The sequence below is a fragment of the Streptomyces sp. NPDC001410 genome (genome assembly GCF_042895235.1).
Classification (GTDB): Bacteria; Actinomycetota; Actinomycetes; order Streptomycetales; family Streptomycetaceae; genus Streptomyces.
This window is the reverse complement of record NZ_JBIAWE010000013.1, coordinates 70040-84984: the sequence shown is the minus strand read 5'-3', so window position 1 is coordinate 84984 and position 14945 is coordinate 70040. Positions and strand designations below refer to the sequence as shown.

Genomic DNA, 14945 nt, shown 5'->3' with positions numbered 1-14945 from the left:
TCCGCTACGGCTGGCCGTACCCGTCCAGGAAGTTCCCGATCCGGGTCATCGCGTCCCGGAGATCGCCGACGGTCGGCAGGGTCACCACACGGAAGTGATCGGGCTCGGGCCAGTTGAAGCCGGTGCCCTGGACGACCATGATCTTTTCCTGGCGCAGCAGGTCCAGCACCATGTGCCGGTCGTCCTTGATCTTGAAGACCTTGGGGTCGAGGCGCGGGAAGAGATACAGCGCACCCTTGGGCCGTACGCAGGTCACGCCCGGGATCTGGGTGAGCAGCTCGTAGGCGACGTCCAGCTGCTCCTTCAGCCGGCCGCCCGGCAGCACCAGGTCGTTGATCGACTGGCGCCCGCTGAGCGCGGCGACCACGCCGTGCTGGCCCGGCATGTTGGCGCACAGCCGCATGTTGGCCAGGATCGTCAGGCCCTCGATGTAGGAGTCGGCGTGCGCGCGCGGGCCGGAGATCGACATCCAGCCGACGCGGTAGCCGGCCACCCGGTACGCCTTGGACATGCCGTTGAAGGTGAGGGTGAGCAGATCGGGGGCGACCTTGGCGGTCGGGATGTGCGTGGCGTCGTCGTAGAGGATCTTGTCGTAGATCTCGTCGGAGCAGACCAGCAGGTTGTGCCGGCGGGCGATGTCCGTCAGCCCCTTGAGCATCGCCTCGTCGTAGACCGCGCCCGTGGGGTTGTTCGGGTTGATGATGACGATCGCCTTGGTGCGGTCGGTGACCTTGCGCTCGATGTCGGCGAGGTCGGGCATCCAGTCCGACTGCTCGTCGCAGCGGTAGTGCACCGCCGTACCGCCGGACAGTGAGACGGCCGCCGTCCACAGGGGGTAGTCGGGGGCTGGTACGAGGACCTCGTCGCCGTCGTCCAGCAGGCCCTGCATCGCCATCACGATCAGCTCGGAGACGCCGTTGCCGATGAAGACGTGCTCGACGTCGGTCTCGATGCCGAGGGTCTGGTTGTGCATGACGACCGCCCGGCGCGCGGCCAGCAGGCCCTTGGCGTCGCCGTAGCCGTGCGCGGTGGAGACGTTGCGGAGGATGTCCTCCAGGATCTCCGGCGGGCACTCGAAGCCGAAGGCGGCCGGGTTGCCTGTGTTGAGCTTCAGGATGCGGTGACCTGCCGCCTCCAGGCGCATCGCCTCCTCGAGAACCGGGCCCCGGATCTCGTAACAGACGTTGGCGAGCTTGGTCGACTGGATCACCTGCATGTCCGTGAGCTTACGGCCCGGTAACGCCTCACGGGTCGTGTTTTCCGACACGTGAGACGCGGAGCTTTGTGCTGTTATCGCCGGTAGCTGTCCCAGGAGTCACATGCGTCTCTACAATTCCGGGCCATGTCCACCGATCGTGAGCACGGAGCGGGGGCGTACGGCGCGCACGGAGCGGATGGCGAGCCGGGGGCGCCGCCGAACGTGTACCACCCGCAGGCCGCCCCGGCCCCGTCGTACGAGGAGTACGCCGATCCTGCCGCCGCCCACGGCTGGCAGAACGCCTTCGACGAGACCCGTGAGCTGCCCCCGGTGCCCGCGCTGGACGCGCTGGACGATCCCGCCGGGCCGCCCCCTCTCATACCCGGCGGCGGCCGGGCCGATCTCCGGCGCCGGAGGAAGCAGGGCGGCCGTCGCCGGGTGGCCGTCGCTGGGGTCCTCGGGGCGGCCGGTGTCGTCGCCGTGATCGCCGGTCTGACGGGCGGCTCGGGTTCCCCGGCCGGACAGCAGCCCACGAAGGGCGGCCGCGTCTCCTCCGACGACTCGGCGACCACGCGGCAGGACGGCAGCACACCGAGCGCCACGGACACCGCCGGCACCCCGGGCGGGACCTCGCCGTCCCCCACTCCCACATCCACCGCCACCTCGGCGGGCACGTCCACCTCTCCGGGTGCGCAGACCTCCGCCTCGCCCACGCCGACGGCGACTACCCCGTCGGCGGCCGCGACGACGACCGAGCCCAGCGTCCGGGGGCATGGCCGGGGTGCCGGCAAGAAGCCCAGATAGCCCCAGGATTCCCAGGATTGACGCCCCGTCAGTAAAACAGTTCGCATACAACTCCTTGCTCAGGCATGCCCCTCTCATGAGAATGCTCATGACAAGACAGTGGGCGGCCGGAAGATCTCCGGTCGCTTATGTCTGCAGAGGGGACCCCCACATGAACAAGCCTCTCCTGGCCGCGCTGTCCGCCCTGGCCATCGCCGGGCTCGGCGCGACCCCCGCCGTCGCCGCGCCCCAGGCCAAGACGGCAAAGGCGGTGACCGTCAGTTACGCCGGCACCGTCTCGCTCAGCAACTGCTCCGGCTCCGTCATCCGCTTCCCGAACTCCGCGGACAGCGACCCGGCGCTCGTGATGACCAACGGCCACTGCCTGGAGACCGGCTTCCCGGACCCGGGCGAGGTCATCACCGGCCAGTCCTCCAGCCGCAGCTTCGGCCTCCTGAACGCCTCCGGCAGCCGGATCGGCACGCTCCGCGCCAACCAGGTCGTCTACTCGACCATGACGGACACGGACGTCACGATCTACCGGCTGACCACCACCTACGCGGCGATCAAGAGCTCGTACGGCATCAGCCCGCTCACCGTGCAGAACACGCACCCGACCACCGGCACCGCCATCAAGGTCGTCTCCGGCTACTGGAAGCGGACCTACAGCTGCAACGTGGACGGGTTCGTGTACCGGCTGAAGGAGGGTGGCTGGACCTGGAAGGACTCGATGCGCTACACCTCCGCCTGCAACACCATCGGCGGCACCTCCGGCTCCCCGGTGATCGACACGGCCACCGGCAACGTCGTCGCCGTCAACAACACGGGCAACGAGGACGGCGAGAGCTGCACCGAGAACAACCCGTGCGAGGTGGACGAGAGCGGCAACGTGACCGTCCGCAAGGGCATCAACTACGCCGAGGAGACCTACCAGATCCCGGCCTGCTTCACGACCGGCAACAAGCTCAACCTGAGCGCCTCCGGCTGCACCCTGCCCAAGCCGTAGTCCCCGCGGGCCGGGCGGTCACACCGGTGTACGGCGCACCGCCCGGCCCGCCAGTACGTCCGTTCGCCGGCCGTCCTCCATGACGAACCTGCCGTCGACCAGGACGTACGGGATCCCGGTCGGGAGCGTGCGGGGCTCGGCGAAGGTGGCGCCTGGCGACACCGTCCGCGGGTCGAAGAGCACCAGGTCGGCCCGGTATCCCTCGCGCACCAGCCCGCGGTCCGGCAGTCGCAGCCGGGCCGCGGGCCGCGCCGTGAGGTGCGCGACGCACTCCTCCAGCGTCAGCACGCCCAACTCCCGTACGTAGTGGCCCAGATAGCGGGGGAAGGTGCCGTAGGCCCGCGGGTGCGGCTTGGCGCCCCGCAGGATGCCGTCCGAGCCGCCGGTGTGGGCGCGATGCCGCATGATCGTGCGGACGTTCTCCTCATGGCCGACGTGCTGCAGGATCGTCGTACCGAGCCGGTCCTCGACCAGCAGACGGCGGGCGGTCGTCCAGGGACTCTCGCCGCGCAGGTCTGCCGACTCCCGGACCGTACGGCCGACGTGGTCCGCCAGGGCCGGTGCGGTCACGCCGGAGATCTCGATCGTCTCCCACTCCACCGGCACGCCGTGGCAGCCGTCCGCGCCGGCCACCTCCAGGTCGTGCCGGATCCGCGCGGCCGTCGCCGGGTCGGTGAGCCGGGCCAGGACCCGCTCCGGGCCGCCCTCGCTCGCCCAGCTCGGCAGCAGCGCGGCCAGGGTGGTGGAGCCCGGGGTGTAGGGATAGGTGTCCAGCGTGATGTCCGCGCCGGAGTCGAGCGCCTTGTCGAGCAGGGCCAGCAGTTCGGGCGCCCGGCCCTTGTTCACGCCGAAGTTCAGCGTCGCGTGGGCCAGATGCAGCGGGCAGCCCGCCTCCCGAGTCAGCGCCACCATCTCGGCGTAGGCCTCCAGGGCGCCGGCGCCGTAGGAACGGTGGTGCGGGCAGTAGTAGCCGCCGTACTCCGCCACCACCCGGCACAGCACGCTCAGTTCGGCGTCCGCGGCATACATCCCCGGCGTGTACGTGAGCCCCGAGGACAGGCCGACCGCGCCCTGCTCCAGCCCCTGCGCCACCAGGTGCCGCATCCGGTCCAGCTCCGCGGGCGTGGCCGGGCGGTCCTCCCAGCCGACGGCGAGCGCGCGGACCGTGCCCTGGGGGACGAGATAGGCGGCGTTGACGGCGATGCCCCGGTCCAGCCGCTCGAGATACTCGCCGACCGTCCGCCAGTCCATGTCGAGATCGTCGCCGTACCCGTTCCAGCCGGTGATCGCCCGCCGGACCTCCTCCAGTGTGCGGTCGTCCACGGGCGCGTACGAAAGACCGTCCTGGCCGACGACTTCGAGTGTGACCCCCTGCGCGGCCTTCGCACTGTGGTCGGGGTCGCGCAGCAGGGCCAGGTCGGAGTGGGCGTGCATGTCGATGAAGCCGGGGGCGAGGACGAGCCCCTCCGCGTCCAGCTCGCGCCGCGCCCGGGGCCGCTGACAGCCCGCCGCCGCGGCCTCCTTGACGATCGAGACGATCCGGCCGCCGTCGACCACGACATCGGCGCGGTAGGAGTCCGCACCGCTGCCGTCGACGACGTCTGCGTCACGGATGACGAGCTGCTCCACGTCTCTCCCCCGGATCTCTAGAAGAACGTATGGATGAAGTCGACGACCGTCCCGTCCGCCTCGGCCACCGGGATCAGCTGCCACTTGTCGAACGACGTGCAGGGGTGGGACAGGCCGAAGCCGATCCAGTCACCGACCTCGACGTCCGCCTCGGGGCCGGTGCCCAGCCAGAGGTGCTGGTCGGACAGGGCGGTCACCTCGATGCCGGTCGCCGGGTGCTCGCGGCCGTCCCGGCGCACCATGTGGGCCACCGGGTGGTCGAGGTCGTAGGCGGCGTCCCGCTTGCCCGCGTTGACGAAGGCCTGCTCGGGGCAGGGGCGGGAGACGACCTGTGCCCACAGCCGGAACGCGGGCTCCAGCGCGCCCTCCTCGGGCACCCGATTGAACGGGGTGAGCCTGCTGTAGTGCACGTCGTCGTGCGAGACGTACGCGCCCGAGCGCAGCAACTTCAGGACCGGCAAGGAGAGTTCGGGGATGCCGGCGAAGACGTCGGCGACCGCGTCGAACCACTCGCTGCCGCCCGCGCTCACCACGATCTCCTCGGCCCCGGCGAACCGCCCGGCCTTGTCGAACTCCGCCGCGAGCGCGACCATCCGGCCCAGCCAGGCCCGCACCGGCTCGGGGGCGGCGCCGGGCACCTGGGCCTCGTAGCCCGCCACGCCCACCAGACGCAGCGTCTGAACGCCCGCCACCGCGTCCGCGACCGCCCGCGCGTCCGCCTCCGTGCGCACACCGGTACGGGCACCCTCGCCCGCGCCCAGCTCCACCACGACGTCCACCGGGCGGGCGGCGCCGCGCAGGGCCGCGTCCATCAGCTCGACCCCGCGCACGGAGTCGACGTAGCAGACGAAGCGGAAGTCGGGGTCGGCCGCCAGGTCGGCGGCGATCCGGCGCAGGGCCGCCGGGTCGACCAGCTCGTTGGCCAGGAAGATCCGCGCGATCCCGAACGCCCGGGCCACCCACACCTGGTGCGGCACCGCGAGGGTGATGCCCCACGCCCCGTGCTCCATCTGGCGCCGGAAGAGCTGGGGTGCCATGGACGTCTTGCCGTGCGGGGCGAAGGCGAGGCCGTGCCGGGCGGCGTACGTCTCCATGAGCCGCAGGTTGTGCTCCAGGCGCTCGGCGGAGAGCGCGAGCACGGGGGTGGTGAAGCCGTCGGTGAAGAGGTTGCGGCGCTCGGCGGCCAGCTCGGCGACGGTCAGGCCCACGGCGTTTGGCGGGAGGCCCTTGAAGCGGTGGTCGACCCGTTCCTCGGCGAGGCGAGCGAGCGCTTCGTTGTCGGCTTCGTGGGCCATGAGGCCTCCCCAATCTGGTGCGTTGCACACTCTGCAACGTTCATTGCGTATGTCGCTCACTGCTGTCTAACATCTCGGCCACGCGGGGTCAACGGACTCCCACCACCGAGGAGCTACGACGATCGTGACCGCCACCGGAGCCCGCAACGCCCCCGACATTGTGGACGTAGTGGCGCTCGGCGAGTCCATGGTCACCTTCCTCCCCACCCGCCCGGGCCGCCTCGCCGACGTCCCCACCTTCGAGCGCGGGATCGGCGGAGCCGAGTCCAACGTGGCCTGCGCGCTGGCGGCCTCCGGCCACTCCACGCGGTGGGTGAGCCGGGTGGGGGCGGACGGGTTCGGGGAGCACCTGGTCGAGACGATCGGGGCGTACGGCGTCGACGTCGCCCACGTCCGCCGGGACGCGGCACGCCCGACCGGCCTGTACTTCCGCACGGCGGGGGACCGGGCGACGGACGAGCACGAGGTGGCGTACTACCGGGCGGGCTCTGCGGCTTCCGCGATGACCGTGGACAACGTGGACGTGGCGGCGGTGCGGGCGGGGCGGGTGCTGCACCTTTCGGGGATCACGGCGGCGTTGTCCGAGGGGTGCCTGGAACTCGTACGCGAGCTGGTGAAGCCCGGCGAGGGGCGGCCCCTGGTCTCCTTCGACGTGAACCACCGGCCCGGACTGTGGCGGGACGCCGACGACGCCCGGGTGCTGCTGGAGCTGGCGCGCGCGGCCGACATCGTGTTCGTGGGACACGACGAGGCACGCCAGGCCTGGGGGCTGCACGGCGGCCGGGCCATCGTGGACGCGCTGCCCGAGCCGGAGATCGTGGTCGTGAAGCAGGGCAGGGGTGGAGCGGTCGCGTTCGACAAGAACACCGACGCAATGGAGGACGCCGACGGGACGGCAACCCTCGTCCGGGCGCCGCGGGTCGATGTCGTCGCCCACGTCGGCGCCGGAGACGCCTTCGCCGCGGGATTCCTCTCCGGCACCCTCCGCGGACTTCCGATGCGCGACCGCCTCCGGCACGGCCACCTCATGGCGGCAGCCACCCTCACCACCCCCGGCGACCTCGCCGCCCCTCCCGCCCGAAGCCACGCCGACCGCCTCGCCGCCCTGGACGACGACGCATGGGGGAGACTTCGACTCGGCCCCGGCTGGACGCAAGCCGACGAGGCCCCGGAGGAGGCGAACACCCCATGAGTCAGACCGTCGACCGCGCCCTGAGCATCCTGCCCCTGCTCGCCGAGGGCCCCGCCGACCTCGGCCAGGTCGCCGACCGGCTCGGCGTCCACAAGTCCACGGCGCTGCGCCTCCTGCGCACCCTGCACGAGCACGGCCTGGTCTACCGCCAGTCCGACCAGCGCTACCGCCTCGGCGCCCGCCTCTTCGCCCTCGCCCAGGAGGCGATGGAGAACCTCGACATCCGCGAGATCGCCCACCCCCACCTCGTCCGCCTCAACGAGCGGTGCGGCCACACCGTCCACCTCGCCGTGTACGAGGAGAACGAGGTGCTGTACATCGACAAGGTCGAGAGCCGCTACCCGGTCCGGATGTACTCGCGGATCGGCAAGCCCGTCGCCATCACGGTCGCCGCCGTCGCCAAGCTGCTCCTCGCCGACCTGCCCGAACCCGAGCGCCGCGCCCTCGCGGACAAGCTCGACTATCCCCTGTACACGGCCCGTTCCACCCCCAACGCCGCCGCGTTCCTGCGGGAGTTGGAGCAGGTGCGCGAACAGGGCTGGGCCACCGACCTCGGCGGCCACGAGGAGTCCATCAACTGCGTCGCGGCCCCCGTCCGCGGCGCCGACGGCCGGGTGGTCGCCGCGATGTCGGTGTCCGCGCCGAACGTCGTCGTCACCGCCGAGGAACTCCTCACCCTGCTGCCGCAGGTGCGCCGTACCGCGGACGCGATCAGCGGCGAGTACTCCGGAAGAACACCGGTGAAGGGCACCCCCGAATGACCGAGACGCCAGCGAAGGGCACCCCCGAATGACCGAGAAGATCGCGCTCACCCCGAAGACCCACACCACCCCGCCCGCGAAGTTCTCCCACGGCGTGAAGAAGGGCAACATCCTCCAGGTCGCCGGCCAGGTCGGCTTCCTGCCCGCCGAGGAGGGCAAGCCCCCGACGCCCGCCGGTCCCACCCTGCGCGAGCAGACCCTGCAGACCCTCGCGAACGTCAAGGCGATCCTCGAAGAGGGCGGCGCGAGCTGGGACGACGCGATGATGATCCGCGTCTACCTCACCGACGTGGACCACTTCGCCGAGCTGAACGAGATCTACAACGCGTACTTCGAGCAGCAGGGCCTCACCCAGCCGCCCGCCGCCCGGACCACGGTCTACGTCGGTCTGCCGGCCGGCCTCCTCATCGAGATCGACGCCCTCGCCGTCCTGAGCTGACGGCGCCTCGCCTCCCGGCCGTCTGGCGGGGGTGGTGAGCGTCTTCTTGTAGGCAGTATGGGTACGTGACCCTCTCCTCCTCCCGGCCGACCGGTCCTGTCGGTGACATCACCGCCGAACGCGACGCCGTACTCGACGAGTTGGCCCGGCGCTCCGCCGGTGATCCGGAAAGTGCCGAGCTGTGCGGGTACGCCGGAGAGCTGAGCCACCGGCTGTACCTGCTGCGGGAGGACGACGACCGGGACGAGGAACTCGCCCTGGCCGTCGAGGCGTTCGAGCACGCCTTCCGCGCTCCCGGGGACGATCCGCTGTGGTCGTCCTGGCGGGTCCGGTTCGGGCATCTGCGGGGGGTGCAGTACGAGGACGACGGCGACCCGCAACTGCTTCAGCAGTCCTGGCAGTTGCTGGTCGACGGCGTCGAGGGGCTGCCCGCCGACAACCCCGACTTCGCCTGGGAGCGGGACTGGGGCCGGCATGTGCTCGCCCTCTGCGCCAGGCTGCGACTCCTTGCCGCACCGGACTCCGCCGAGCTGCTGCAGGAGGCCCTGCGCCGGCACACGGACGCGCTGGAGCACGCCGAGCAGGGCAGCGAGGAGGAGGCCGGTCTGCGGGCCGGGGCCGGGTACCTGTACATGCAGCGGGCCCTGCGGCACGGCGATCTCGACGCCGCCGACGAGTCGGCCCGCCACTACCGCGCCCTCCTGGACACCGCCGAGCCCGCCGACGTCCCGCACCTGCGCTACAGCCTGGGCCTCGCCGGCATGGTGCGGGGCCGCGCTCGGGGCGACCGCGAGCAGTTGGACGCCGCGCTGGACGCCTTCGACACCGCCCTCACCGAGGCCCGCCGGGCGGGCGGCCCCGAACCCGAGTGGGCGTTCGAGGCCGAGACCAACGCCCTCTTCGTCCGCGCCATGATCTGGTCCACCTGGAAGGACCTCGGACACAGCCTCGCCGCCGAGGTTGAGCTGCGCCGTCTGCTGGAGCGGCCCGGCGCCGAGGAGCAACTGCTGCCGCAGTACCTGGACGTGTTCGGCCGGCTGCTGTACGAGCGGGCCGCGGCCCGCGACGACCCCGCGGGCCGGGACCGTGGCATCGCCCTGCTGCGCCGGGCCGTCGACCGGTGGGAGCCGGACCGCGACGGCGACGTCACGGCCACCGCGCTGTTCCTCGCCCTCTTCCAGCAGGCCCGCCACCACGACGACCCCGACCCCGCCCGCGCCCAGGACGTGCTGCGGGCCGCCGCCCTGATCCTCGCCGCCGAACACGACCTCCACGACCTCGCCCAGACCGCCCGGATGCTCGACGGCTGGGCCCGCTTCACCCTCGCCGACCACGGCGTCCTGCCCGAGACCGACGGACGTCCGGAAGGACTCGACACGGAGCAACTCCGGCAGACCATGAGCTCCCTCTTCGAGGACTTCCGCGAGGGGCGGGCCTACGTGGACTTCGGGGAGGAGGAGCACCTGCGGGGCATGAGCCGGGACGTGGCCGGACAGCAGCGCCGCATCCGGGGCTTCGAAGAGGCCCTCGCCCAGCTCCGCTCCATCGAACCCGGCAGCCCCGGCCGGGCCGAACTCGCCGCGTTGATGCTGTGCAACCTCACCATCGTGGACCCCGACGGCACCCACATCACCGCGGAGCACCGGCGGGAACTGACCGAGGCGGTGCTCCAGCGCGCGGAGCAGGACCCGGCCTGGCAGGGACGGGCGCACGCCGTCACCGGCATCGCCCGGCTGCACGAGGAGATGAGCGGCGGCTCCGGCGCCGGCCTCGACGAGGTGCTCGCCCACTTCGACCGGGCGGAGGCCGGCGGCCTCGGCGGCGACGAGCACGGCCACGGCCTCGCCCTCGCCCGGTTCATGGCCCAGACCCAACGCGGCCAGACCGGCGGCGCCGGCGACGACATGGACGCCGGCGCCGCGACCTGGCGGCGGCTGCGCTCCGACCCCACCCTGCCCGCCCACCTGCGCCGCCAGATGGACCTCCAGCAGGCCGGCTTCGAGGCGCACGCCGCCGTCCGGCGCGGCGACCTGGCCGCCGCCGACGGCCATATCGCAGCGCTCACCGAGGGCCACGCCGCGCTCGGCGACGAGGACCCCTCCCGCATCGAGATCCTCACCCTCCTGGAGAACGCCCGCTCCGGCCGCGACAGCCTCGCCCAGCACCTCGGCGTCCCCCCGCTGCCGCCGCTCGCGGTCCGCCCGAGCGCGGCCGAACTGCGCCGCCAGGCACGGCGGTTGCCCCGCGACCACCGAGCCTGGGTGCTCGGCGACACCGGCATGACCCGCTTCGTGTCCGCCGTCACCCAGCAGGACGGGCCGGGCATCGTGGCCGCCATCGGCCTGCTCCGGGAGGCCCACGAGCTGTGCGAGCCCGGCAGCGACAGCCGGCTGCGCTATGCCAACGGCCTGGGCATCGCCCACTGCGCCCTGTCAGAGATGGAGATCGACCGGGTGCGCCGCCGCGAGCGCCTGGCCAAGGGCATCGCCCTGCTGGAGGGCGCCTTCGCGGAAACCGGCGGGCCCGAACACCGGCTCTACGCCGACACCGGCCTCGCCCTCGCCCGCGCCCACCGCACCCGCGACGACCTGCACCGCCGCGACCGTGCCAGTGCCCGCTCCCTCGGCCTGAAGTCGCTGCGCGGCCACGCCTGGGCCGCGCTGCTGCAGTCCGGTACCGACCACGCGACGGTCGCCGCCGCGCAGGCCACCGGGGCCGCGCTGGAGGTGGCCGGCTGGTGCCTGAAGGACGACCGGCCCGAGGAGGCCCTCCAGGCCCTGGACGCCTGCCGGGGCCTGGTCCTGCACGCGACCCTCACCTCGGCGACCGTTCCCGACCTCCTCACCGCCACCGGCCACACCGATCTCGCGGCCGATTGGCGGACCGCCGGAGCCGACGCGACCGAACCGCCCGCCGACCCCCTCGCCGCCGCCCGGACCCCGCTGACCGTGCCCAGCACCCTGCGCCGCCGCGTCCTGGCCGCCCTCACCGGCACCCACCAGGCACAGCTCCTCGACCCGCCCACGCCCGACGAGATCGCCGAGGCCCTGCGCACCCTCACCAAGGACGCCCTCGTCTACCTGGTACCGGCCACGGACGACACCCCGGGCACCGCCCTGGTCGTCACCTCGCAGGGCACGGTGCACGCCGTACCCCTGCCGACGCTGACGGAGGACGCGGCACCACTGAAGGAGTACGGGCCAGGAGAAGGGCTGACCCGCGACGGAACCCCCCGTGATCTGGGCCCCGTCCCCGGCCGGCGCCCCTCCGCGCCCGCCACCCTCCGCGCGCAGCTCGACCGGCTGTGCGGGTGGGCCTGGTACGCGGCGATGCGGCCGCTGCTGGAGGCCTTCGAGATGCCGGCCGGGCGGTTGCCCCGGCTGGTGCTGGTGCCGATGGGCAGGCTGGGGCTCGTGCCCTGGCACGCGGCCTGGCAGCCGGGCGGGCCGCGTGGGCGGCAGTACGCACTGCAGGCCGCCGAGATCTCCTACGCCGCCTCGGCCCGCCTGCTGTGCCAGGTGGCCGCCCGCCCCGCCGCCGAGCACACCGGCGCCGCGCTGATCGTCGGCAACCCCACCGGCGACCTGCGCCACGCGGGCGAGGAGGCCGATGCCGTACAGCGCGCCTTCTACCCCGAGGCCCGGTTCCTGGGCCGCCGCACGACCGGTCCCACCGACGGCCCCGGCACCCCCGGCGAGGTGCTGCGGTGGCTGCGCGAGTCGCCGTACGACGGGGGAGTGCTGCATCTCGCCTGCCATGCGTCCGTCGCCGAGAACGCCCGCCGCAGCGCCCATCTCACCCTTTACGACGGCCAGTTGGCGGCGGAGGAGATCACCGGCGCGGGCGGTGACCGGCTCGGCCTCGTGCTGCTGGCCGCCTGCCGCAGCCATGTCTCGGGCCGCGGCCACAACGAGGCCTACAGCCTCGCCACCGCCTTCCTCGCCGCCGGCGCCCGCTCGGTCGTCGGCTCGCTGTGGCCGGTCCCGGACGAGGCGACCTCGGTGCTGATGTTCCTCACCCACCACTTCCTGCGCACCCACGCCGAACCCCCGGCCCGCGCCCTGCGCCGCGCCCAGCTGTGGATGCTCAACCCCGACCGCGAACTACCGCCCGAGTTCCCGGAGTTCCTCGCCGAGCGGGCCCGCGGGATCGACCCGCACGATCTGAGCGCCTGGGCCGGATTCACGCACCTGGGCCGCTGACCGGCTCCGGCACCAGCGTGCGCAGCGGCACGGTCGCGGCCGTCCAGCGGCCCGCCGCCCCGAGCACGGGACCGAGGACCCGGCCGCCGGTGGCGGTCTCCCACGGAGGCAGCTGGAACGGCACCGCGTTCAACTCCCGGTCGGACACCACGAGTTTGAGCCAGTCCCGAGCCTCCGCCCCCGGCACCGCGGCCCGGGAGGCGGGCAGCGACAGCTGCACGGGATCGCCGTCCAGCGCATGGCCCGTACGGCCGGGTCCGATGAAGTGCCCCGGATACAGCGCCGAGGAGGAGGCGTAGCCGTCGGTCAGATCCAGCAGCACGCACCACAGGGTGCGGTCGGGGGAGCGGTTGTGCAGCCGGATCGACACCCATGGCGCGCGCGGTCCGGAAGGGCCCTGGGTGTACGGGCAGACGATCTCCCCGGACGCGTCCGGCCGCAGCGGCTCGTGCGAGCCCCACGGGACGATCTCCAGCTCCACCAGCCCGTCCAGCAGCGAGGGCCGCGGGGTGAGGTCGCGCAGCTGGTGCCAGCGGGCGAGGTGGGCCAGGCAGTCCGCGACCCGCTCGGCGTCCCCGGGACCCCCGAAGGGCAGGGGCGCCGTGAACTCGGTACCGTCGCGCCGCAGGACGTACGCCCGCCCGTCCCGCACCCGCACCTGGAAGTGCAGCCCGAGCGCCCCCTCCGGCCCCTCCACCAGCCGTACCAGCGGGCCGAGTTCGCGGGCCAGCCACCGTCCGTCCTCCGGTGATCCGTCCACCGCCACACTGGCCGGCGGCAGCGCGACCTCCGACAGCGCGACCGGATACACCCGCTCCGGCTCCGGCTCCCAGTCCACCGGCGCGACCAGCGTCCGCGCGGCCGACACCTCCACCGCGCGTACGACCCCCCGACCGGGCCCCTCCTCCAGCGCCGCGAAAGTGGTGCCCTGCGCCTCGGCGCCGCCCTCCCGGAGCCCGTGCACCGCGCCGCAGTCCACCTCCCAGCCGTCGGCGCCGTACCGCAGCAGGTGCGGGCTCGCCGTGCGGGGCGCGCCGCCCAGCAGCGGGCGGTCCGCCGTGCCGCCCGGCAGGTCGGGGAAGAGCACCGGATGCTGAGTGCTGCCCGCCCGCTGCACCCGCGCCGCGGCCCCCGCCAGCAGCTCCCGGCACGTGGCGCCGGGACCGGCCGCGCGCACCGCGCCGACCAGCGCATGCGTGAACGCCCCGTGCCGGCGCCCCTCGAACCAGCCCTCGTACGACGGCTCGTCCAGCCGGCTCGCCGCCAGCAGCACATGCCGGGGCGGCCCGCCGTACCCGCGGGCACCGAAGTCCCACTCCGGCCGGGGCGGCGCGTACCGCGCGGTGAGTTCCCGCGTCGCGCCCCCCGAGTGACAGCAGTCCAGCACCGCCGTGACCTGGGCACCGCCCGCCGCGACCCGGTCCAGCAGCGCGCCCAGCCGCTTGTCGAGCAGCGGACCGTCCACGCACACCAGCGCCTGGTTCAGGCCCGTCGCCTCGATCAACAGATGGTCGCCGGTGGCCGCCTCCTGCGTGCCGTGCCCGGAGAACCACAGCAGTGCGGTGTCCCCCGGACCGGCCGAGCCCAGGTGCCGCAGCACCGCGTCCGTCACGGCGGCCACGGTCGCGTCGGCGTCCAACAGGACGGTGATGTCCACCTGTTCCTCGACCAGCTCGGTCAGCAGTCGCCGCGCCTCGCCGATGTCGTTCGCGCAGCCGCCGAGCGCACTGGCCACGGACGCCGGATAGTCGTCGATGCCCACCAGGAGTGCCTTGATCCTCCCCATGAGAACAGAGTTTGCCAGTGTCATTCAGGCGTACTCAGATGCACTCTTGACGTGACGTCACTAACCTTCACCTTCCGTGCATCGCACAACCGCTCACCACCCATGACTCTCGGGGGACACATGGGGTACACCGAACGGCCGCGCCGTATCGTACGGCCGGCACAGCAGGGGCCGGGGATCCAGCCGGGCCCGGGCGCCCAGCCGGGCTCCACGCCCGCGAACCCGGCGCCCGGCGTCGTACGCCGCGAGCGGTACACACCGCGCTCCCGCAAACTGCTCGACGCCGTCGGCCGGCTCGACGCGGGCCTGGACGAGCAGGCCTGCCGGTCGCTGGCCGAGTGGGTCCGCGAGCAGTACACGACGGCGTACGGCTCGGTGCCGCTCGGCTTCGTCGCCCGCTGTTACCTGGGCCCGCCGTACGTCGACCACCAGCTGAACCTCTTCCACGTCATTGTGCGGCACTTCGCCCCGGCCGAGCCGATGCCCGAGCCGTTCTCGGCGGCCCGCATGCTCGCCCGCTCCGGGGGCTACGCCTACATCGAGGTCTACGACGACGGCCTGATCCTGCCCGTCCTGGACGACGGCACCGTAGTCCGCCCCTGAGTCCGGATCCCTGCCCCCTGCCCCTCCCCCCTGCCCGCTCTCCTCGCAGCA

Annotated in this window: 11 protein-coding genes; 7 read left to right on the top strand and 4 right to left on the bottom strand. The window is 73.0% G+C overall.

All coding sequences use genetic code 11. The annotated features are described in order from the left end of the window. Positions 1-4: 4 nt before the first annotated feature. Entirely contained in the window at positions 5-1216 is a 1212-nt protein-coding gene (locus ACFY3C_RS27775; RefSeq protein WP_390772652.1) for a pyridoxal phosphate-dependent aminotransferase, read from the bottom strand. Positions 1217-1342: 126 nt separating this feature from the next. On the opposite strand from ACFY3C_RS27775, the gene ACFY3C_RS27770 reads away from it, so the two are divergent. Together ACFY3C_RS27770 and ACFY3C_RS27765 are read left to right on the top strand one after the other, a co-directional pair. Next, entirely contained in the window at positions 1343-2002 is a 660-nt protein-coding gene (locus ACFY3C_RS27770; protein ID WP_390772651.1) for a hypothetical protein, read from the top strand. A 151-nt stretch (positions 2003-2153) separates the two neighbouring features. Continuing rightward, the gene (locus ACFY3C_RS27765) at positions 2154-2987 is read left to right on the top strand and encodes a serine protease (protein ID WP_386579265.1); all 834 of its coding nucleotides are present in this window, start codon (positions 2154-2156) and stop codon (positions 2985-2987) included. A gap of 18 nt (positions 2988-3005) precedes the next feature. Here ACFY3C_RS27765 and ACFY3C_RS27760 read toward each other — a convergent pair whose 3' ends face one another. Together ACFY3C_RS27760 and ACFY3C_RS27755 are read right to left on the bottom strand one after the other, a co-directional pair. Further along, complete coding sequence (locus ACFY3C_RS27760; protein ID WP_390772650.1) at positions 3006-4616, bottom strand: amidohydrolase family protein; 1611 nt, start codon at positions 4614-4616, stop codon at positions 3006-3008. A gap of 17 nt (positions 4617-4633) precedes the next feature. Continuing rightward, positions 4634-5911, bottom strand: coding sequence for an alanine racemase (locus tag ACFY3C_RS27755; RefSeq protein WP_390772649.1), 1278 nt, complete (start codon positions 5909-5911; stop codon positions 4634-4636). A gap of 124 nt (positions 5912-6035) precedes the next feature. Between ACFY3C_RS27755 and ACFY3C_RS27750 the strand changes: the two genes are divergently transcribed. The 4 genes from ACFY3C_RS27750 to ACFY3C_RS27735 all read left to right on the top strand — a co-directional run bounded on the left by ACFY3C_RS27750 (position 6036) and on the right by ACFY3C_RS27735 (position 12505). Then, on the top strand, positions 6036-7103 hold the full coding sequence (locus tag ACFY3C_RS27750; protein WP_390772648.1) for a sugar kinase: 1068 nt from the start codon (positions 6036-6038) through the stop codon (positions 7101-7103). Continuing rightward, on the top strand, positions 7100-7864 hold the full coding sequence (locus tag ACFY3C_RS27745; protein ID WP_390772647.1) for an IclR family transcriptional regulator: 765 nt from the start codon (positions 7100-7102) through the stop codon (positions 7862-7864). Before ACFY3C_RS27750 ends, ACFY3C_RS27745 begins: the two co-directional genes overlap by 4 nt. 28 nt (positions 7865-7892) lie before the next feature. Then, positions 7893-8303 carry a RidA family protein gene (locus ACFY3C_RS27740; protein ID WP_390772646.1) on the top strand — a complete coding sequence of 137 codons (411 nt, stop codon included), beginning with the start codon at positions 7893-7895 and terminating at the stop codon, positions 8301-8303. 65 nt (positions 8304-8368) lie between these two features. After that, on the top strand, positions 8369-12505 hold the full coding sequence (locus ACFY3C_RS27735; RefSeq protein ID WP_390772645.1) for a CHAT domain-containing protein: 4137 nt from the start codon (positions 8369-8371) through the stop codon (positions 12503-12505). Here the strand turns inward: ACFY3C_RS27735 and ACFY3C_RS27730 are convergent. Then, positions 12486-14291, bottom strand: a complete 1806-nt coding sequence (locus tag ACFY3C_RS27730; protein WP_390772644.1) for a caspase domain-containing protein — start codon at positions 14289-14291, stop codon at positions 12486-12488. The genes ACFY3C_RS27735 and ACFY3C_RS27730 overlap by 20 nt on opposite strands. A 120-nt stretch (positions 14292-14411) precedes the next feature. Between ACFY3C_RS27730 and ACFY3C_RS27725 the strand changes: the two genes are divergently transcribed. Further along, positions 14412-14894: a hypothetical protein gene (locus ACFY3C_RS27725; protein WP_390772643.1), complete on the top strand. Its 483-nt coding sequence runs from the start codon at positions 14412-14414 to the stop codon at positions 14892-14894. Positions 14895-14945 lie beyond the last annotated feature (51 nt).

What these genes read in the sequence shown, in the direction of transcription:
- ACFY3C_RS27775 (WP_390772652.1), bottom strand. Translation starts at nt 1,216, where the DNA reads ATGCAGGTGATCCAGTCGACCAAGCTCGCCAACGTCTGTTACGAGATC.
- ACFY3C_RS27770 (WP_390772651.1), top strand. Translation starts at nt 1,343, where the DNA reads ATGTCCACCGATCGTGAGCACGGAGCGGGGGCGTACGGCGCGCACGGA.
- ACFY3C_RS27765 (WP_386579265.1), top strand. Translation starts at nt 2,154, where the DNA reads ATGAACAAGCCTCTCCTGGCCGCGCTGTCCGCCCTGGCCATCGCCGGG.
- ACFY3C_RS27755 (WP_390772649.1), bottom strand. Translation starts at nt 5,911, where the DNA reads ATGGCCCACGAAGCCGACAACGAAGCGCTCGCTCGCCTCGCCGAGGAA.
- ACFY3C_RS27745 (WP_390772647.1), top strand. Translation starts at nt 7,100, where the DNA reads ATGAGTCAGACCGTCGACCGCGCCCTGAGCATCCTGCCCCTGCTCGCC.
- ACFY3C_RS27740 (WP_390772646.1), top strand. Translation starts at nt 7,893, where the DNA reads ATGACCGAGAAGATCGCGCTCACCCCGAAGACCCACACCACCCCGCCC.
- ACFY3C_RS27730 (WP_390772644.1), bottom strand. Translation starts at nt 14,291, where the DNA reads ATGGGGAGGATCAAGGCACTCCTGGTGGGCATCGACGACTATCCGGCG.
- ACFY3C_RS27725 (WP_390772643.1), top strand. Translation starts at nt 14,412, where the DNA reads ATGGGGTACACCGAACGGCCGCGCCGTATCGTACGGCCGGCACAGCAG.